A 19,627-nucleotide genomic window follows, 5' to 3' on the forward strand; every position below is an offset into this window, starting at 1 on the left:
CCATCATCGCAGGGTCACGACCGCCGCCGACGCGGGATCAGCCGGGCGGAGTTCAGGATGAACGCCGACTCGCTCCCCACGTGGACGATCGCGGCCAGCAGCGGCCCGAGCACGCCGACGGCGGCCAGCGCCATCCCGACCAGGTCGACGACGATCGTGCCGGCGAAGTTGGTCAGGACGATCCGCCGCGCCCTGCGGGCGGTCTCGAGCGCCCGGGTGAGGTCGGCGAGGTCGGAGCTGATCAGGACGACGTCCGCGCTCTCGATCGCCACGTGGGTGCCGTTGCCCATCGCGATCCCGACGTTCGCCGCCGCCAGAGCGGGCGCGTCGTTGACGCCGTCCCCCACCATCGCGACGCGGCTGCCCGCCTCCCGCAGCCCGCTGACGAGCGCCACCTTGTCGGTCGGCAGCAGTCCGGCGTGCACCTCCTCGATGCCGACCCGGGCCGCGACCTCGCGCGCGGCGGACGCGCCGTCGCCGGTCATCATCACCACGCGCACCCCGAGGGCTTCCAGCCGTTCCACACAGCCGGACGCGGAGTCGCGGACCGTGTCGCTGAGCAGGATCGTGCCCGCCCACGTGCCGTCGATCGCCACGTGCACGGCGGTTCCCGCCCGGCCGGGGCGGTCGGTGGCGCCGTGGACGAGGCCGGCGTTGCCCGCGGTCACGCGGCGTCCGGAAACGGTTGCCGATACTCCCAGCCCCGGCTGGGACGCGAACTCCTCGGGCGCGGCGATCTCGATGCCGGCGGCGCGGGCGTGCGCGACGATCGTCTGCCCGATCGGGTGCTCGGAGTACACCTCGGCGGCCGCGACGAGGGCGAGCAGCCGATCCTGCGGCACCCCCGGTGCCACGTCCACGCCGGAGACGACCGGCTGCCCATGGGTGAGCGTGCCGGTCTTGTCGAAGACGACGACGTCGACGGCGGAGAGCTCCTCCAGGTGCGTCCCGTCCTTGATGAACGCCCCGCTGCGGGCGGTGCGGGCGATCGCGGCGAGCACGGCCAGCGGCGTCCCCGCTGCCACCCCGCAGGCACCGGCGACGATGACCACGGAGATGGTGGCGGTCGCGTCCCGCGTGAACACCCAGGTCAGCGCCGCCCCGGCGAGCGCGACGTACACCAGCCAGCCGGCCAGCCGGTCGGCGAGGCGCTGGACGGGCGCCTCCGACGACTGCGCGGCCCGCACGGCCTCGACGATCTGCCCGTAGGACGACTCGGCGCCGACCTTCTCGCTGCGGACGACGATGGCGCCGGTCTGGTTCACCGAACCCGCCCAGACGGACGCGCCCACCGCGACGTCCACCGGCAGCGGCTCACCGGTGATGCGGGACGCGTCCACGCTGGACGCCCCCTCGACCACCGTGCCGTCGACGGGCACGCGTCCGCCGGGGGCCACGAGCACTTCGTCGCCGACCACCACCTCGTCGAGTTCGACCTCGACCAGGTCGCCGCCGGCGCGCACCCGCACCCGCGAGGGCAGGAAGCTGATCAGCTCGGTCAGCGCCTCGCGACCGCGGTCCATCGACAGGTCCTCGAGGATCTCGGCGGCCAGCACGAACGCGGTGATCACCAGCGCGGTCAGCCACTCGCCGATCAGCGCGGCCGCGACGATCGCCAGGAGCATCGACAGCTCCATGCTCATCCGGTGTTCGCGGACGTCCTCGACCGCTTCGGCGACGATCGGCCAGCAGCCGGTGACCAGGCCCGCGCCGGCGAGGGCCGCGGAGACCCACCACGGCGCGCCCAGCCCGGACGCCACCGCGGCCGCCACGGCGAGCGCGGCCACGACCGCCAACCGGACCAGGTCGTCGCGGTCGACCCGCTGCCACAGGGAGAGCGCGGACTCGGGGGCCAGCTCGTCCGTGGCCGCGGGAGTGGTGGACGGGGCGCTCACTGCGCGGCCGACGGCGCGGTGTCGGGACGGTGGTGCCGCGGCCAGAAGTCGATCACGTGCTCGGCCTGGAACACGGCCTGGTGGACGAGCTCGCGCGCGTGCTCGTCGATCAGGCTGTAGTAGACGCGGGTGCCCTCCTGGCGGGTCTGCACGACCTTCGCCCAGCGCAGCTTCGCGAGGTGCTGGGAGACCGCGGTCGGCGCCTTGCCCACCCGTTCGGCCAGCTCGCCGACCGGCAGCTCGCCGTCCTCGAGGGCGAGGATCAGCCGGATCCGGGTCGGATCGGACAGGAGCGAGAACACCTCCGCGGCGAGGTCGACGTACTCGCTGTCGGGGGACAGTGCGTCCGCGGGAAGGCTGCTTGCCTGCATAGCTGCGTCCATGCGCAGATAATGGCAGAACCGAGCCGGGCCTGCATCCCGTCCGGTGGGCGGCGCTACTCGTGGACGGGGTGTTCGTGCTCGCGGTGCGCCTCCGGTTCGAGCTGGAGGGTGCAGTGGCTGAGGTCGAAGTGGTGGTCGAGGCACTCCGACAGGGTGTCCAGCACCTCGCCGGTGCGGTCGTCGGCCAGGCACTCGGCGTCCACGACGATGTGCGCGGTGAGGACGGGCGAGCCGCTGGTGATCGTCCACGCGTGCAGGTCGTGGACGGCCGTGACGCCGGGCGCCTCGAGCAGGTGGGTGCGGACCTCGTCGAGGTCGATCCCGGACGGGGTCGCCTCCAGCAGAACGTTCACGACCTCGCGCAGCAGCGAGACCGCCCGCGGCACGATCAGGACGAAGATGAGCAGCGCGGCGATCGAGTCCGCGCGCGTGAAGCCCGTGGTGGTGATCACCAGCGCCGCGGCGATCACGGCCAGCGAGCCGATCAGGTCGCCGAGCACCTCCAGGTAGGCACCGCGCAGGTTGAGGCTCGCCTCGCGTCCGCCGCGGAGGATGAGCAGGCCGGCGACGTTGGCGACCACGCCGGCGAGCGCCACCCACAGCATCAGGCCGCCCTCGACCTCGGTGGGCGACTCCCAGCGCAGAATCGCCCCGATCAGGACGGACGTGGCGATCGCGACCAGCAGCACCCCGTTGACCAGCGCGGCCAGGACCTCCGCCCGCTGCAGGCCGAACGTGCGGGCCTTCGTCGCCGGCCTGGTGGCCAGGTGCGAGGCGATCAGCGCGATCACCAGGCCGGCCGAGTCCGACAGCATGTGGCCGGCGTCGGCGAGCAGCGACAGGGACCCGGACAGGAGGCCGCCGACCACCTCGGCGACGAAGACGGTGGCCGTGATCGCGACGACCGCGACCAGTCGTCGCCGGTGCTGCCCGGTTGCGGTGAGGCCGTGCGCGTGGTCGTGGTCGTGGCTCATCGGGGGTCTCCGGCCAGAGTTGCGGGCCGCCTCCCCGGCGACTCGGAAGGGACGCGCGCGACCGGCCCGGGCAAGGCGCCGGTCGCCACCGACACCGCATCGGCCGCCGCCAGCAGGGCGGCCAGTTCGGCGGGGGCGCTGAGGGAGTACATCGACGAGCGCCCGTCGGTCCGCAGCGTGACCAGGCCGCACTCCCTCAGGACGGCCAGGTGGGCGGACGTGGTCGACTGCGCGAGCCCGGTGTGCTCGGTGAGGTCGGCGACCCGGTGCTCGCCGAGCACGAGGTGGGTGAGGATCGCAAGCCGCGCGGGCTCGGCCAGGGCCCGGAACAGCCGCTCCCTCGTCTGGCCCGCCGCCTGGGCGTCCGCGTCGTCCCGTTCGCCCCACCGATTCATCGTCACGGAACGATGACATCGTCTTGGGGCGATGTTTGTCAACGGTGAGGGGCCGGACGTGCTGCGTGAGGGTGCCGTTCGCGGGGGGTGGGAAGGGGTGCCGCGAATTGGGCGTCCGACGGCCTCTGGGGCGGGGCCTCGGTCCGCGCGGTGTCGTCCCTGCCGAGCAGGGGGAGGGCAGGGGGACCCCGAGGGGAGGGGGTCACCCCGGCCCGGAGTACACCGTGTGGAACGTTATCGGACATTCCGTCCCGACACCTATTCCTGGCGCGCCATCCGCGGCGTGTCGCACCGGGGGCCACTCCCGCGTCCGGTCGGGCCGAGGGTCGTCCACCACGGGTCGTCCACCACGGGAGGCGACGGGCGGGACGGGGCGTCGGACGGCGGCGATAGACTCACGCCACTCGGTGCCGACTTGTGAACGCGGGGTGATGGCCGGATGTCCGAAGCGGCGGGCGCCCACGCGTCCAGCCGGCCGTCGCTGGTGGCGACCGGCGCGATCTGGGTCTCGGCGGGGCTCGCGCTCGCGTGCGCGGTGTTCGTCGGGCTCGTGCTGCCCACCCTGCCGCCCTTGCCCGGTCGGCTCGAGGCCGACGCCCTCACCGGGCTGGTCTCCAGCGTCGGTGACGTGGTCGGACGGCTGGCCGCGATGGCGGCGCTGGGTCTCCTGGCCGCGGTCGTCGCGTTCGTCCCCCCGGGTCCGGACGGTCAGTTGGCGCCGCCCGCGCAGCGCATCGCCGGCTGGGCCGGACGCGCCGCGCAGCTGTGGTTCGTCGCCTCACTGCTGATGACGTTCGCCAACCCGGCGTTCGTGACCGGGATCCCGCTGGGCTACACGATGCGTCCGGACATCTGGGCGGACTTCCTCGGCAGCACCCCGAGTTCGCTGGCGTGGCTGGTCTCGGCGGTCGTCGCGCTCGTCACAGCCGTGGTCGCGTACCGCGCCAGGAGCGCGTCCGCGTTCGCGGTGTGCTGGCTCGCCGGTGCCCTGGCCATGGTGTTCATCGCCGTCACCGGCAACGTCTCGGTCGGGCTCGACCACGACTGGGCCACCGACGCCGCGGGCGTCGCCACCCTCGCCGGCGTCGTCCTCGCCAGCGGTGCGGTCGGCGTCGTGGCGTCCGCTCTCGCCGGGGTCGGGGGGACGCGGGCCGCGGTCCGCTACCGGAGGGTGAGCCTGCCGTTGCTGGGCCTCGCCGCCGCCGGCTGCGCAGTGGTGGCGTGGCAGCAGCTGGCCGGTGAGTCCCCGTTCGCCGTGGCCGCCGGCGCGCCGGTCGTGGCGGGAGTGGTGCTGGTCGTGCTGCTGGTCGCGAACCGCCTCCGTCCGACCCGCTCCGACGCGGGGAGTCTCGTGAGCGCCGTGGCGATCGACGTGGCGCTGCTGGTGCTCGGCGTCGCCGCACTGGGCGCGGCCACCCACCTGCCGCCCCCGCGCTTCCTCGTCCCGCAGTCGAGCCAGGTGAACTACCTCGGCTACGAGGTGGACGTGCCGGCGACGGCCGCCCTCGTGGCCGGCCCGGGCCGGCCCAACCTGCTCTGGGTGCTGCTGGCGCTCACCGCGATCGGCGCCTACGCGTGGGGCGTCGTCCGCGTCCATCGTGCAGGCGGACGCTGGCCGGTCTCGCGCCTGCTGCCCTGGCTCGGCGGCTGGCTGCTGGTGCTCTACCTCGCCACCAGCGGGCTGTGGATGTACTCGACCGCCGTGTTCAGCTGGCACATGCTGCTGCACATGACCGTCAACATGATGGTCCCCGTGCTGTGCGTCCTCGGCGCGCCGTTCACGCTGCTGGAGGCCGCGTCCCGCGAACGGGCGGACGCGTCCCTGCCCGGCCCGCGCGAGGTGCTGGCCGGCCTCGCGGCGAACCGGTTCGTCCGGTTCCTGCTCAGCCCGCCGGTCGTGTGGGTGAACTACGTGGCGTCGCTGTTCGTGGTCTACTTCACCCCGCTGTTCCCGTGGCTGATGCGCTACCACTGGGCGCACCAGGTGATGCTGCTGCACTTCATGCTGGCCGGCTACCTGTTCTTCGGCCTGCTGATCGGGCCCGACCGGCACCCCTGGCAGCTGCCGTACCTCGTCCGGTTCGCGCTGCTGATCAGCGTGATGCCGTTCCACGCGATCTTCGCCGTCGGCATCATGATGGCCCGCACGGTGATCGGCGAGGAGTTCTACAAGACGATCTCGGTGAGCTGGGTCGGTGACCTGCTGGCCGACCAGAACATCGCCGGCCAGATCACGTGGTTCACCGGGGAGGTGCCGGCGTTTATCGCGGTGATCGTGCTGGCCGCGCAGTGGTTCCGCAGCGACTCCCGCGAAGCGGCCGCGGCCGACCGCAGGGCCGACACCGGTGAGGGCGAGGACGAACTCGGCGCGTACAACGACATGCTCGCCCAGCTCGCCGAGCGCGACCGCGAGCAGGGCCGGACGGGCGGCGCGCGGTGAGCGGCACCGACGTGGCGTCCCTGGAGGCGGGCATCGAGCAGCGGGTGGAGCTGGACATCTCCGGCATGACCTGCGCGGCGTGCGCGAACCGGATCGAGAAGAAGCTGAACAAGCTCGACGGCGTCCGTGCCACGGTGAACTACGCCACGGAGCGCGCGATGGTGCTCGGCGTGGCCCCCGACCGGGCCGGCGACCTCGTCACGGCCGTGCAGGCGGCCGGCTACGACGCGAAGCCGGTGGTCGAGGGCGCCGAGCCCGACGGCTACAGCGACCGCGTGCGGATGCTGCAGGTGCGGTTGATCGTCGCCGCGCTGATCACGATCCCGCTCGGGGACGCGGCGATCGTGCTGGCACTGGCTCCGCAGCTGCGGTTCCCCGGCTGGGAGTGGGCGCTGATCGTTGGCGCCATCCCGGTCGTGTTCTGGTGCGCGTGGCCGTTCCACAAGGCGGCCTGGCGCAACCTGCGGCACGGCGGCACGAGCATGGACACCCTCGTCTCGCTCGGCGTCCTCGCCGCGTTCACGTGGTCGGTGGTCACGACGATCCTCGGCACGCCCGCGGGCAACACCTACTGGGTGGGTTACGGCCCGGCCCCGGCCGGCGCCGACAGCCTCTACCTCGAGGCGGCGGCGGCCGTCACCACGTTCCTGCTCGCCGGGCGGTACGTGGAGGCCCGCTCGAAGCGGTCGGCGCGCGGCGTCCTTGCCGCGATCGGCAGGCTCGCACCGACGACCGTCCGCGTGGTCCGCGACGGCGTCGAGCAGGTCGTCCCGATCGGCACGCTGGCCGTCGGAGAGCGGTTCGTCGTGCGTCCCGGTGAGCGGATCGCCACCGACGGCCGCATCCTGGTTGGCGCGTCCGCGGTCGACACATCCGCGATGACCGGCGAGCCCGCGCCGCTGGAGGTGGGCGTCGGCGATCGTGTGCTCGGCGGGACGACGAACACCGTCGGGGCGCTGGTCGTGGAGGCGGAGAAGGTCGGCGCGCACACCCAGCTCGCGCAGCTGGCGGTGATGGCGGAACAGGCGCAGGCGCGCAAGGCGTCCGTGCAGACGCTGGTGGACAAGGTCGTCGCGTGGTTCGTCCCGTCCGTGCTGGGCATCGCGCTGGTCACGCTGCTCACATGGCTGGCGATCGGCGGCGGCGTCCGGTCCGCGTTTAGCGCCGCGATGTCGGTGCTGATCATCGCCTGCCCGTGCGCGCTCGGGCTGGCCACGCCGACCGCCCTGCTCGTCGGGGTGGGACGCGGCGGCCAGCTCGGCATCCTGATCAAGGGGCCGGACGCGCTGGAGGCGTCCGGTGTCATCGACACCGTCGTGCTGGACAAGACGGGCACGCTCACCACCGGCACGATGGCGCTGGTCGCCACGCACTCGTTCGTGGCCGGAGCGGACGCCGAACTGCTCGCGCTGGCCGCGGGCGTGGAGGGCTACTCCGAGCACCCGGTCGGCCGGGCGCTGGTCGCCGGCGCCGAGGCGGCCGGGGTGGAGCGCGCGGCGGGGTCCGAGGTCACCGCGCTGCCGGGACACGGCATCCGCGGCGTGGTGGGCGGCCGGGAGGTGGTGCTCGGCACCGGCGAACTGATGGCCGAGCGCGGCTTCGAGGTACCCGAGGCTGCGGGTGTGGTCGTGGAGGCTGCGGCGGACGCGGGGCGCACCGCCGTCCTGCTGGCGGTGGACGGGGTCGTGTCGGCGGCGTTCGAGGTCGCCGACGAGCTGAAGCCGTCGGCCGCCGCGGCGGTGGCGCGGCTGCGCGGGCTGGGCCTGCGCACCGTCCTGCTCACCGGCGATCGGCAGGGCCCGGCCGACGACATCGGACGCCAGGTCGGCGTGGACGAGGTGGTCGCGGGGGTGCTCCCGGCCGACAAGGCGCGGGTGGTCGAGCGGTTCCAAGCGGACGGGCGTCGGGTCGCGATGGTCGGCGACGGGATCAACGACGCGGCGGCGCTGGCCACCGCGAACCTCGGCATGGCGGTGGTGAGCGGCACGGACGTGGCGATGAAGTCGGCCGACATCATCCTCGTCCGGCGCAGCCTGGACGTCGTCCCGGACGCGATCCGGCTCGCCCGCCGAACGCTGGGCACGATCCGCGGCAACCTGGTCTGGGCGTTCGTGTACAACGTGGCGGCGGTCCCGCTGGCAGCGCTCGGCATGCTGAACCCGCTGATCGCCGGCCTGGCGATGTCGCTGTCCAGCGTCTTCGTCGTGACCAACTCGATGCGCCTGCGCCGCTTCGACCCGTCCCGCTAGCCGGCCCGCGGCCGGGCCGCGGGGGACGGTCCCTCGGCGTGCGCCACCTGGGTTGGCGCGTAATCGGGGACGGTTCTACTTCCGCGCCATCGGAAGTTTGGCGCGTAACAGGAACCGTCCCCGCTTTCGCGCCGGACGGCGAGGGCCTCGGGCTATCGCCGAGGACCACCGTTCGCGTCGAGGGCCTCTGTCCGGACAAGGGCCCTCGACGTGAGCGGTGGCCCTCGCGCAGGAAGGAGGGCTCTCGGCGTCCGCCCCGCTGGGGTTGGCGCGTAATCGGGGACGGTTCTCCTTCCGCGCCAACCTTCACGCTCGGTGAGGGGTGGCGCGAAAGTAGAACCGTCCCGTGTTTCGCGCCGGACGGCGAGGGCCACGCGTCATCGCCGAGGACCACCGTTCGCGTCGAGGGCCTCTGTCCGGACAAGGGCCCTCGACGTGAACGGGGGCTGTCGCTCAGGAGCGAGGGCCCTCGGCGACTGCCCGCGGCGGCCCGTCCCGGCCACCTCCCGCGGCAGGTGGCACCGGGGGACGGTCCCTTCGTGCCTACGCAGGTTTGCGCAGCCGAGCGCTGTGGGGCGGTCGCGGCTTCATCGGCGCGGCGGGAGGTGCGACAGTTGTCCGGCGGAACCGCCGACGGAAGGACGCCATGTTCAGCTTCACCGACACCCCCTGGAAGTTCGTGGGGTTGCTGGTGCTGTTCGCCTGGTGCACGGTCTGGTGCGCGTACGAGTTGACCCGGCCGCAGGACGTGCGGCAGCGGATCTCCAACGCGCTGCACCTGGTGATGGCGCTCGTCATGCTGCTGATGGTGGCGGGACCGACCTGGCAGGTACTCACCGCCTTCGCGCCCACGCCGGTGCTGGTCGGGCTGTTCGCGCTGTCCACGGCCTGGTTCGCATGGCTGGCGTTCGACGTGTTCACCTCGGTGGACCGCCGTGGCGGTTGGCACTTCACGGGCCACGCCGCGATGTTCGCCGCCATGACCTGGCACCTCGCAGCGATGGCGTCGATGTCGGCGGGCATGAGTGCGGGCATGGGCGCGTCCGACGGGGGCATGGGCGGCATGGACATGGGCCACGGGTCCGGCGGCGCGGCTGCGCCGATGGACATGGAGGCATGGATGGCCGCGGCGAGCGGTCCCGGCGGCGTGCTGTGGGTCTTCGCCCTGGTCGGGCTGCCGCTGATGGCCTACCTGTTGTGGGCCTCGGTCGTCGCTGTGCGCGACCTGGCCCGTCCGCGGGCCGCGGTGAATGACGCGTGCGCGTGCGGGACGGGCTGCACCTGCGGCCCCGACTGCGCGTGCAGCGCCAGCCATGCGGCGCTCGAGCAGCCCGAACGCGAACTGGTCCTCGCCGGCGCGCCGACCCCCGTCCGTGCTGCCGCCCCGGTGGTGATGGCGCACAGCTGCCACGAGGAGCGTCCCGCCGGCTCGGTGAAGTACCGCCTCGCGGCCGCGTCCGACCTCGCCATGAACGCTGGCATGTTCTGGATGAGCACCGGCCTGCTCGTCCCCGTCCTCCCGTTCCTGGCGGCCCTGGCCTTCTGACGGACCCGCGCAGCCCCGGGACGCCGCCGACCCCGGCGTTCGCCACAAACGCTCCCGAAACGCGCAAACGCTCCCGAAATTTCGGGAGCTTCTGCGCGTTTCGGGAGCGCCTGCAATCGGGGCAGCTGCCGCCACCCCGGCCGCCGCGGAGCCAGGTCCGCCACGTCCCGCCCGTCGGTTTGCTCCCGAAAGGCGGCCTTGCTCCCCAAACTCGGGGAGCAAGGCCGCCTTTCGGGAGCAAACACGATTCCCACCGGCCGGCCGGCCCGTTCCCGTCTGGACTGCTGGTCGCGCGATGCGCGACTTTCGGCACCGAATGGCGAGTGTGGCGATGGCCGTCCCCGCGATCCGCGGCTTTCGGCCCCGGCCAGCTCGCTCTGGCTGAGTGAGGACGGGGCCGAAAGTCGCGGGTTGCTCAGACCGCGGGGCCGGGCGGCCGCATTCCGTGCCGAAAGCCGCGGACGCCGGGCTCAGAGGCCGTGGCGGGCGCGGCTCTCCTGCTCCTGGGCGCGGAAGAGGCCGAACCTCGGCAGGAACTTGTCCCAGTCGATGGCGTGGCCGTCGATCTCGGGGCCGTCGATGCACGCGTGCTTGCGCACCAGCCGGCCGTCCTCCGTGACCGGGACCATGCACGCGCCGCACATGCCGGTCGCATCCACCATGATCGAGTTCAGGCTCGCCACCGTCGGCACCCCGTAGCCCCGGGTGAGGTCGCAGACCGCCCGCATCATCATCGGCGGGCCGATCGCCACCACCTCAGCGATCGGACGCCCCTCGCCCTGCTGGTTGGCCTTCAGCATCGCCTCCAGCGGCGTCGTGACGAACCCCTGCACGCCGACCGAGCCGTCGTTCGTGGCATAGATGACGTCCAGCTGGTCGCCGAACTCTGCCTGGAGGCGCCCGACGCGCTCGTCCGGCCCATCCCAGAACATCAGGTCGGCGCTGCGGAACCCCGAGATCAGCGTGACGTGGTTCCCCCGCCGCAGGTGCTCGCGCATGATCGGGTACACCGGCGGCAGCCCCAGCCCTCCCGCGGTGAAAACCACCGTCGAGCCGGCGTCGTAGGTGTGCAGGTCGCTGGCCCGCCCGAGCGGCCCCGCGACGCCGGCCAGCGCCTGCCCGACCCGCATCGCGTTGACCTGGATCGTCGAGGTGCCCATGCTCTGCACGACCAGCGTGATCGTGCCGGCCTTGGCGTCCCAGTCGGCCAGCGTGAGCGGGATCAGCTCCCCGTCCGGGCTGGGCAGGACGCGCACGAACTGCCCTGGCCGCGCCGTCCGGGCGATCACCGGCGCACGGACGGTGAACTCCTCGATGCCCACGCTCAGGTGCTGCTTGGCGACGATCGCCGGCACCTCGCCGGCGAGCTCTGTGTACGCCAGCGCCCTGGCCACCCTGGCCGTGACCTCCGCCGGGTCGAGGTGGCCGATCGTGCCGAGGATCTCCCTGGCCGCGGACTGCCCGTCGCCGGCCGCGCGGATCGCGGTCGACCCGCCGCGGGCGGCGTCCCCGCCGGTGTAGACGCCGGCCACCGAGGTCTCCTTCGAGCCCTCCGCCACCTGCTGGATCGTGCCGAACGGCGAGACCGACAGCCGCGGCTCGGAGTCCTTGATGATTGGGTTCGCCGAGTTGCCGAGCGCCATGATCACCAGGTCGGCGGGCATCTCGGTGGTCCGCCCGGTCGCCACCGGACGCCGGCGCCCGGACGCGTCCGGCTCGCCCAGCCCCATGATCTCGACCGTGGCGGACGTGACGAAGCCGCGCTCGTCGCCCGCGAACTCGACCGGGGACCGCAGGACGGCCAGCTCGATGCCCTCCTCCAGCGCGTGCTCGAGTTCCTCGACCCTCGCCGGCATCTCCGCCCGCGTCCGCCGGTAGACGATCGTGACGACGCCGCCCAGGCGCCGGGCCGTGCGCGCGGCGTCCATCGCGGTGTTCCCGCCGCCGATGATCAGCACCTGCTTGCCCGCCACCAGCGGCAGCGGCGTCTCGTGGTCGGCCCGGTGCGCCTGCATGAGGTTGACCCGGGTCAGGAACTCGTTGGCGCTCATCACGTTCAGCAGGTGCTCGCCCGGCACGTTCAGGAACCGGGGCAGGCCGGCGCCGCTGCCCACGAACGCCCGGGCGAACCCGGCGTCGCGCAGCTGCTCGAGCGTGGCCGTCTTCCCGACGACGAAGTTGGTCACGAACCGCCCGCCGAGGGCGCGGATCTTCGTCGCGACGTCGTCGATCAACTCGTTCGGTAGCCGGAACTCGGGGATGCCGTAGCGCAGCACCCCGCCGAGTTCGTGGAAGGCCTCGAACACGGTGACCGGGAAGCCCTCGGCCGCCAGCAGGTACGCCGTGATCAGCCCGGACGGGCCGGAGCCGACCACCGCGATCGGCGGACGCAGCGCCGCAGCCCACGGGTCCCGGACGCCGCCGTACCGCGAGGCGCTGCCCTCCGGGTCGGCCAGCTTCGCCCACTCGGGCAGGAACCACTCCAGCTGGCCGATCGTCATCGACTGCTTGTGGATGCACATGCCCTGGCACTGCAGCTCCTGCGGGCACACCCGTCCGGTGACGTTCGGCAGCGGGTTGCACGACTCGAGCATCTCCAGCGCCTCCCGGAAGTGCCCGGTGCCGATCAGCTCGAACATCTGCGGGATGTGGATCTGGACGGGGCAGCCGCCCTGCGGCTCCCGGTGCCCGGCCAGCAGGACGCCCAACTCGCACGGCGCCTCCGCGCACTGCTTGTCGCGCAGCGCCTCCAGCCACACGAACAGCTCGACGTCGCGCCGGGTGTAGCCGAGGTCCATGTAGCCGAGGAACCCCTTGTTGACCAGCTCGAAGTCCTCCGAGCGCTCCCTCGGCTTGCGGATGTACGGCGGGATCGCGTTGCCCGCCGGCCAGTTCTCGCTCAGCCCCGCGAACATCGGGTAGCGCCCGGACAGGTGCTCGTCGAGCGCCCGGATGAACATCCGCTTCTTGCCGACCGGCAGCTGCCACAGGAACCGCATCAGCAGCTTGCTCGCGTCGTCGTCCCTGCTCAGTGCCTCCCACAGCTGCCGGGTGAACTTCGCCCCGAGCTCCGGCTGCCGGAACTCCCAGGCGACGGCCTCCATGCCGTCGGCGGTGAACAGCTCGCGGAACGCGCGCGGGTCGGCGACCAGCCGCCGCTCGAGCAGGCCGAGCTGGTTGGCGAACGACGGCGCGCTCACTGGATGATCTCCGCGTCGCACGTGGCCCGGACCCGGGTGATCCGGGCCTGCAGCTCGCTGGTCAGCTCCAGCCCGTCGAGGGCGTCCGGACGCATCCGGCCCACCGTCCGCGGACCGCCGTCCACGACGATCGTCGCCTTCTCGAACAGCGCGGGCAGCTCCTGGTAGCAGGTCGCGCAGTCGTTGCAGCGCGGCAGGTCCTCGGGGTCGAGCCAGATCGGACGGTCAGCCACGGCGGTCGCCGCCGGCGGCGCGTCCGCGGCCGGGCTGGCCATCGGCGCACCGAACAGGCCCAGCCGCAGCGCCCCGCCCGCGGGGGCGCCGGACGCGGTGGCGAGGTCGGCCATCGCCTTGGCGATCTCGTCGAGCGCGGACTCCCTGGCGTCGATCGCCTCGCCGTAGCGGGACGTCCACTCGCCCAGCTCGACCCGGTGCCGGGCGGCGAGGACCACCTCGGCCTGCCCGGCCAGGAACTGGAGCAGCTGCCAGTTGCTCCTGCGGTCCTCGACCAGCGCCACGATGCTCGGCGAGCAGGCCATCTTCACCAGGTGCCGCTTGCGGTCGGTGGTCAGGACGTAGGGGGTGCGGCCGGTGCGCTGGTGCGCGGGCAGGTCGACGTACTCGGCGATCGGGACGGCGCCCGCCTCCTCGTGCGTGGCCAGCCAGCGGAACTGCTTGGCGAAGCGCACCTCGCCGATCGCGAACTCGGCAGGGGTCAGCGGCATCGTCAGCACCTGTAGCTGGCCGCGGTCGTCGCGGTAGGTGAGGGACGTCTGCGCCCACAGCCCCTCGGGCTCGGGGTTGCCGTCGAGGCTCAGCCGGTCGGCGATGCTCGTCCCGCGCCGGGGGTCGTGGACGAACAGCGGGTGCATCCGGCTCTCCACGGCCAGCCGGGACCGGGCGTTGGCGAGGTCCTCGGCCATGCCGTTCTCGGTGTCGCACGGCGCGTAGGCGATCATCAGCCCCGCCCCGTCGGTGTAGCCGATCAGGTCGGCGGACGCCCGCAGGAAGTGGCCGTGGAACGCCGCGGCGGTCGAGCACACGTACACGCCGGGGTGGAACATCGCCAGCAGGCCGAGCTCCTTGCGGGACTCCTGCTTGCCGCCGTGCGCGCTGCCGTACCGGGCGAGGTCGGCGTCCTGGCCGGCGAAGGACGCGGTCGACGCCTGCCCGCCGGTGTTGGAGTAGCCGCCGGTGTCGAGCACCAGCGACTTGATCGGCGTCCCGCCGGCGAACACCCGCGACATCGCGCCGAAGCCGATGTCGAACGCCGCGCCGTCGCCGCTGATCGTCAGCACGACCGGGACGAGCGCGCGCTCCTCCGGGGTGAAGTCGCGCCAGGACAGCGTCGCCAGCTGGCTGTCGTGTAGTTCAGCGTCATACTCTCCGGAGAGCTCCAGCGCTGCCGTGCGCAGCGCCCGCACCTCGCCGACCAGCCCGGAGACGAGGCCCTCGTAGATGCCGACGGCGAGCGGCTGCGCGTCTTGGAACAGGCCGTTGACCCACGGGTCGAGGTAGGGGGAGAAGGGGACGGTCGACGCGTACACGCTCGAGCAGCCGGTCGAGTTCGCCATCACCGTCGAGGACGGGCCGTCGCCGGTCGGGCCGGACTCGTACAGGTAGAGCCGGCGCTCCAGCTCCGCAGCCGTGGCGGCGACCCGGTCTCTGCGGGCGCCGTCGGGGAGCCGCGCGGCCAGGGTGGCCAGCGCGTCGAGCGTGGTGTCGAGCTCGCGCAGGTGCGCGGTGCGCCGGTCGGTGCCGATCCGGTGGCTGAGCGAGTTCAGCAGGTGGATCGCGGTCACCTCGCCGCAGCCCCGGCAGGCGCCGTGGCCGCCGGTCATCGAGTAGTAGTCGCTGCGGGCCAGCAGCACGCGCTTGATGTCCCCGCCGGGCGCGGTCGCGTCCACGGTGATCCTGGCCGGGGTGTCGGGCAGCTTGGTGAGCCGCTCGAAGCGGGTCTCCAGCATGGCGAGCAGGCTGTCGTCCTGCTCGGCGGAGGCGAGCGCGTCCGGCCCGCAGACCTCGATGCACTGCAGGCAGCCCGTGCACTTCCACGGGTCGACCACCGCGGAGAACAGGACGCCGCTGCCGGCGGCGGTCTTCTCGGCCGCGTCGAACAGCGGACGCGTCCTGGCGACCGGGTAGGCGGCCAGGGCGGCGATCACGCCGTCCAGCCGATCGGCCGGCAGGTCAGCCAGGTCAGCGGCGGCCGACCGGGCCACGACGGCCAGGTCCGTGGCGGCCGGGTCGGCGAGGTAACCGTGGCGGACGCCGTCCGCCCACGCGGGGACGATGCCGTACCAGACCGCGCGCTCGCCCTCGGCCATGCCGGCGGCGTCGACGGCAGCGCACAGCAGGTCGCCGAGCTCGTGGGCGGTGTTGGGGATCGCGTTGTCGGGGCAGGCCAGCGCGCACTCCATGCAGGCCGTGCACGCGGTCGGGTCGAACACCGGCACCGTGCGGCGGAAGATGCCCTTGTTCTTGGCCGCGCCCGTGCCGACCGGCATGAACAGGCCGGTCCCCGGCAGCACCGGCGCCTCGTCGATCGTGCCCTCGCGGAACGGCCGGGCCATGATCTCCTCGTAGTAGCCAGGGTCGAACAGCCCGCTCGTCCGCTCGGCGCCGACGGACGGGGTCATCGCCAGCGACAGCGCCGGGCGCGCGCCCTTCCCGACGGTCTCGGCCTCGACGGCGGCGAAGGCGGGGTCGGTGTGGTCGACGAGGACCGCGCCCATCCCGTCGCGGACGGCCGCGAGGTTCGCCTCGATGACGGTCTCGCCGCGGCGTCCGAACTTCTTGGCGAGCTCGGCGCGCACCTCGGCCTCGATGTCGGCCTGCGAGCCGTTGATCCCGACGGAGCCCAGGATTGCGCCGATGAACGCGATGCCCATCATCCGGGTCTCGAGCTGCGGGTTGGGGGCGTGCGCGCGGGCGACGGCGAACGCGTCCAGGACGAGGAAGCGGATCCCGCGCTCGCGGATCACCCGGCGCGCGAACGCGGGCAGCGAACGCCACACCTCGAGCGGGGCCTGGTCGGACTGCATGATCAGGGTGCCGCCGGCGACGAGCCCCTTCAGCGGGTTGGTGTGGGAGAACACCTGGTGGTCGGGGCAGACGACCAGCTCGACGTCCTCGAGCTCTGCGTTGGTGACGAGGACGGGCTGCGGCGACAGCGTGATGTAGTAGTTGGTCGCCGCGCCGGACTTCTCCGAGCCGTACTTGGGGGCCGACTTCGAGTGCATCCCCAGCAGCGAGGACAGCACGTCGGTGAGCAGCTTGCCGGTCGCCACCGTCCCGTAGCCGCCGACGGAGTGGAAGCGGATCCGCAGCGTCCCCTCGGGCAGGATCGCCGGGTTCGGCACGGTCTCCAGCGCCATCAGCTCGGTCTCCGGGTACGCCTCGCGGAGCCGGTCCTGGACGGCGGCGACGGCGGGCGTCGGGTGGGCGGTGAAGAACTGCGAGCCCAGGTAGACCAGCGGCGCGGGCGCGTCCTTCGCCATGTTCTCGAAGGCGGCGACCAGGTGCCGCGGCTGGAGGTCGTGGCCGCCGAGGCCGAAGATCGCCGTGGTCAGGCGGGGGATCCGGGCCAGGGCCGGGATGGACGGGTACGGCGCGGCGGCGTCCGCCTCGGCGTTGGCGCGGGCGTGGAACAGCGCCTGGGTGACCATGCGGGTGAGCGCGGTGTCGTCGGAGCGCTCGAGGACGGTGACAGCCCTCGCCCCGCCGATGGCGGCGATCAGCTCGGCCTCGGGGAACGGCTGGAGCAGCTTGACCGAGACGACGCCCACCTTGAGCCCCTGGCTGCGCAGGTACGGCAGCACGGCGCGGACGTCGTCGGTGATCGAACCCATGCCGACCATGACGAGGTCGGCGTCGGCGCAGTCGTAGGCCATCACGGGGGCGTACTCGCGTCCGGTGAGCTCGGTGTACTCGCTCATCGCCCTGCGCACGAGCGCGGGCACGGCGGACGCGAAGTGGGTGCGGTGGTCGGCCGAGCCGGCCTGGAAGTCGGGCTGGTTCTGGACGGGCCCGGTCAGCCCGGGGTTGTGGGGGTCGACGAGGGCGGGGACGAGCTGGCGTGTGCCGGCCGGCCAGGCGCCCAGCCACTGCCGGCGCCACTGTGCCTGCAGGGGTGCGGGGACGCGCTCGATCGTCTCCTCGACGAGGTAGCCGTCGTTGTCGGCCTCGACCCGCGGCGCGCGGGCGCCGAGCCAGGTGCGCAGGGCGGCCAGGTCGGGGGCGGAGAAGTCGTCGCTGTGCCGGTCGAGCCAGCGGTTGAGCTGGAAGACCCGTCCCTTGGCGCCGAACAGGAGTTCCTGGGCGACGGTGGGGCAGGGGATGCGTCCGGCCGGGTCGCCGAGGTAGTCGCGGAGCAGCTCGGGCTCGGGGAGGAGCACCTCGCTCATCACGTGGCTGGTGGCGAACCCGTCCATCGCGTTCGCGACGGGGATCAGTGACAGCGAAGAGGCCCGGTACGAGATCGCGGCGAGGTCGGCGGCCTCCTGCGGATTGGAGCCGAAAAGGATCGTGTAGCCGGTGGGGAGGAGGGCGTACACGTCGTCGTGGCCGGCCATCACGTTGAGCGAGTGCCGGGTGACCACCCGGGCGGCGACCTGCAGGACGAAGCCGCCGATCTTCTTGCCGACCGTGACGTAGTGCGACTCCAGCCCGTACAGGATGCCCTGGCTGGAGGACGCGTTGGAGATGAAGTTGCCGCCGACCAGCGCCGCGCCGAGCGCGCCGCTCTGCGCGGAGTGCTCGCCCTCGGTCTCGACGAAGAAGGGGTGCCGGCCCCAGACGTTGAGCTGGCCGTCGGCGCGCGCCGCCTCGAAGTTCTCCGAGATCTCGGTGGACGGGGTGATCGGGTAGCCGATGACACCCCCGCAGACGTGCTTCATCACGTGGGCGACGGCTCCGTTGCCGTTGATGACGTCGGGCACGCCGGGGTAGCGGGACATATTGGCGGTCATGCTGACTCTTCCTCGAGTTGTGACCTCGCCGGACGGATGCGCTCGTCAATGAGCAGCTTTACCACCAGGCGTGGATGTCTGCATTCTGCTCCCACGAGCCAAGTCGTGGGAAGGAAACGCCGCGAATCGGGTGACGCGGGCTGCGCGAAGGACGGGGGCTACTCGAAGACGGTCTCGCGCTGGCCGTCCGCGTCGTCGACCTCCGTGACGAGCCGCTCGGCGCGGTTCAGGGTGCGCCAGGACGCGGCGGCGATCACGGCGGCGAGGGTCGAGAAGCCGATCACGACGAGGAAGCCCTCGTGGTGGCCGAAGCCGTCGATGACGCCGCCCGCGACGCTGGAGCCGACGGCGGCGCCGATGCCGATCCCCGTCCCCATCCAGGCCAGGCCCTCGGTGAGCCGCTCGCGCAGCACAAGGCGTCCGATCAGGGTGTTGCCGTTGATCAGGGTCGGGGCGACCGTGACGCCGACCAGGACGCCGACCGCGGCCAGGATCAGCACCGAGTTGGCGAGGAACAGCCCGAGGGTGGCGACGAAGAGCGCGAGCACGCCGACGACGAAGCGTCCCGGGAGGGAGGAGCGCCAGTGCCGCGTCCCGTAGAGCAGGCCGGCGAGACCGGACGCGGCCGAGAACACGGCCAGCACGACGCCGGAGGCCGACCGGACGTCCCAGCTGGTCGCGGCGGCGACGACGCTGACGTCGATGCTGCCGAACACGCAACCGATCAGGAGGTTCACGGCGACCACGGCGGCGACGCCGGGGGTGAGCAGGATGAACTGGCGCAGGGCGGCCGGACGCTCGGTGCCGGCGGGCGGACGCGGCGCGACCGGCGGCTCGGTGGAACGCTGGGAGTAGAACAGCTGGGCACCGATCAGGGACAGCACGACCGGGGCGACCAGGCCTGCGGCGGGGTGGATGCCGGTGGACAGTGCGGTGGCCAGCACCGGTCCGACGACGAAGGTGACCTCGTCCAGCGTGGACTCCAGCGAGAACGCGGCGTGCAGCTGGTGCGGGTCGGAGGTGACGTTGGTCCAGCGCGCGCGGACGAGGGCGCCCGGCGAGCCGCCGGTGGCGCCGCTGATCACGACCGGGGCGACCAGCGTCCACGCCGGGAGCTGGAGGACGGCGAACACGACGGTGACGGCCAGCATCGTCGCGGAGACGATCGTGGCCGGATACATCACCCTGCGCTGCCCGTAGCGGTCGACGAGGTTGGACAGCACGGCCGTCCCGAGCGCCCAGGCGACGGAGTTCGCCGCGACGAGCGCGCCGGCCAGCCCGTAGCTGCCGTACAGCGAGGACACCATCAGGACGATGCCGAGCCCCATCATCGCGCCGCCGGAACGGGCCAGAAGACCCGCAGAGGAGAACCTCAACGCACCCGGAATCCGGAGGATGTCCTGGTACGCGCGCATTGGATCAGTCTCTCACGAGGCACCCGCGCCGCCGAAATCGTGGCGGGGCTTCTCCTCTCCTCTCGGCGCCGTCCCTGTCCCTCGATTCCGTTGCCGACCCCGTCCTCGTCCCCCGCGTCCCACCCGTTGCGTTTGCTCCCGAAAGGCGGCCTTGCTCCCC

10 protein-coding genes are annotated in these 19,627 nt (G+C 72.8%); 3 read left to right on the forward strand and 7 right to left on the reverse strand.

What is annotated here, in order from left to right; genetic code table 11:
- Positions 1-14 precede the first annotated feature (14 nt).
- From QM779_RS15950 to QM779_RS15965, 4 genes are read right to left on the reverse strand one after another with little or no spacing between them, the layout of a single operon-like run.
- Positions 15-1,895, reverse strand: a complete 1,881-nt coding sequence (locus QM779_RS15950; protein ID WP_428537168.1) for a heavy metal translocating P-type ATPase — start codon at positions 1,893-1,895, stop codon at positions 15-17.
- On the reverse strand, positions 1,892-2,278 hold the full coding sequence (locus QM779_RS15955; RefSeq protein WP_428537171.1) for an ArsR/SmtB family transcription factor: 387 nt from the start codon (positions 2,276-2,278) through the stop codon (positions 1,892-1,894). Before QM779_RS15955 ends, QM779_RS15950 begins: the two co-directional genes overlap by 4 nt.
- Before the next feature lie 53 nt (positions 2,279-2,331).
- Positions 2,332-3,252: a cation diffusion facilitator family transporter gene (locus QM779_RS15960; RefSeq protein ID WP_428537174.1), complete on the reverse strand. Its 921-nt coding sequence runs from the start codon at positions 3,250-3,252 to the stop codon at positions 2,332-2,334.
- Positions 3,249-3,647, reverse strand: a complete 399-nt coding sequence (locus QM779_RS15965; protein WP_428538474.1) for an ArsR/SmtB family transcription factor — start codon at positions 3,645-3,647, stop codon at positions 3,249-3,251. Before QM779_RS15965 ends, QM779_RS15960 begins: the two co-directional genes overlap by 4 nt.
- 439 nt (positions 3,648-4,086) lie before the next feature.
- On the opposite strand from QM779_RS15965, the gene QM779_RS15970 reads away from it, so the two are divergent.
- The 3 genes from QM779_RS15970 to QM779_RS15980 all read left to right on the forward strand — a co-directional run bounded on the left by QM779_RS15970 (position 4,087) and on the right by QM779_RS15980 (position 9,882).
- The gene (locus tag QM779_RS15970) at positions 4,087-6,087 is read left to right on the forward strand and encodes a cytochrome c oxidase assembly protein (protein WP_428537177.1); all 2,001 of its coding nucleotides are present in this window, start codon (positions 4,087-4,089) and stop codon (positions 6,085-6,087) included.
- The gene (locus tag QM779_RS15975; protein WP_428537180.1) at positions 6,084-8,336 is read left to right on the forward strand and encodes a heavy metal translocating P-type ATPase; all 2,253 of its coding nucleotides are present in this window, start codon (positions 6,084-6,086) and stop codon (positions 8,334-8,336) included. Before QM779_RS15970 ends, QM779_RS15975 begins: the two co-directional genes overlap by 4 nt.
- A 646-nt stretch (positions 8,337-8,982) precedes the next feature.
- Entirely contained in the window at positions 8,983-9,882 is a 900-nt protein-coding gene (locus tag QM779_RS15980) for a DUF5134 domain-containing protein (RefSeq protein ID WP_428537182.1), read from the forward strand.
- 470 nt (positions 9,883-10,352) lie between these two features.
- Here QM779_RS15980 and QM779_RS15985 read toward each other — a convergent pair whose 3' ends face one another.
- The 3 genes from QM779_RS15985 to QM779_RS15995 form a co-directional block, all read right to left on the reverse strand.
- Positions 10,353-13,082, reverse strand: coding sequence for a sulfide/dihydroorotate dehydrogenase-like FAD/NAD-binding protein (locus tag QM779_RS15985; RefSeq protein ID WP_428537185.1), 2,730 nt, complete (start codon positions 13,080-13,082; stop codon positions 10,353-10,355).
- Positions 13,079-18,052 carry a 2-oxoacid:acceptor oxidoreductase family protein gene (locus QM779_RS15990; RefSeq protein ID WP_428537188.1) on the reverse strand — a complete coding sequence of 1,658 codons (4,974 nt, stop codon included), beginning with the start codon at positions 18,050-18,052 and terminating at the stop codon, positions 13,079-13,081. The genes QM779_RS15985 and QM779_RS15990 overlap by 4 nt, the downstream gene beginning before the upstream one ends.
- Before the next feature lie 158 nt (positions 18,053-18,210).
- Complete coding sequence (locus QM779_RS15995; protein WP_428537191.1) at positions 18,211-19,467, reverse strand: MFS transporter; 1,257 nt, start codon at positions 19,465-19,467, stop codon at positions 18,211-18,213.
- Between the last annotated feature and the right edge of the window lie 160 nt (positions 19,468-19,627).

The organism is Propionicimonas sp., from assembly GCF_049840635.1.
Lineage (GTDB): Bacteria > Actinomycetota > Actinomycetes > Propionibacteriales > Propionibacteriaceae > Propionicimonas.

Coding starts and splice junctions, on each gene's coding strand:
- QM779_RS15955 (WP_428537171.1), bottom strand. CDS start 2,278: ATGGACGCAGCTATGCAGGCAAGCAGCCTTCCCGCGGACGCACTGTCC.
- QM779_RS15960 (WP_428537174.1), bottom strand. CDS start 3,252: ATGAGCCACGACCACGACCACGCGCACGGCCTCACCGCAACCGGGCAG.
- QM779_RS15965 (WP_428538474.1), bottom strand. CDS start 3,647: ATGAATCGGTGGGGCGAACGGGACGACGCGGACGCCCAGGCGGCGGGC.
- QM779_RS15970 (WP_428537177.1), top strand. CDS start 4,087: ATGTCCGAAGCGGCGGGCGCCCACGCGTCCAGCCGGCCGTCGCTGGTG.
- QM779_RS15980 (WP_428537182.1), top strand. CDS start 8,983: ATGTTCAGCTTCACCGACACCCCCTGGAAGTTCGTGGGGTTGCTGGTG.
- QM779_RS15990 (WP_428537188.1), bottom strand. CDS start 18,052: ATGACCGCCAATATGTCCCGCTACCCCGGCGTGCCCGACGTCATCAAC.
- QM779_RS15995 (WP_428537191.1), bottom strand. CDS start 19,467: ATGCGCGCGTACCAGGACATCCTCCGGATTCCGGGTGCGTTGAGGTTC.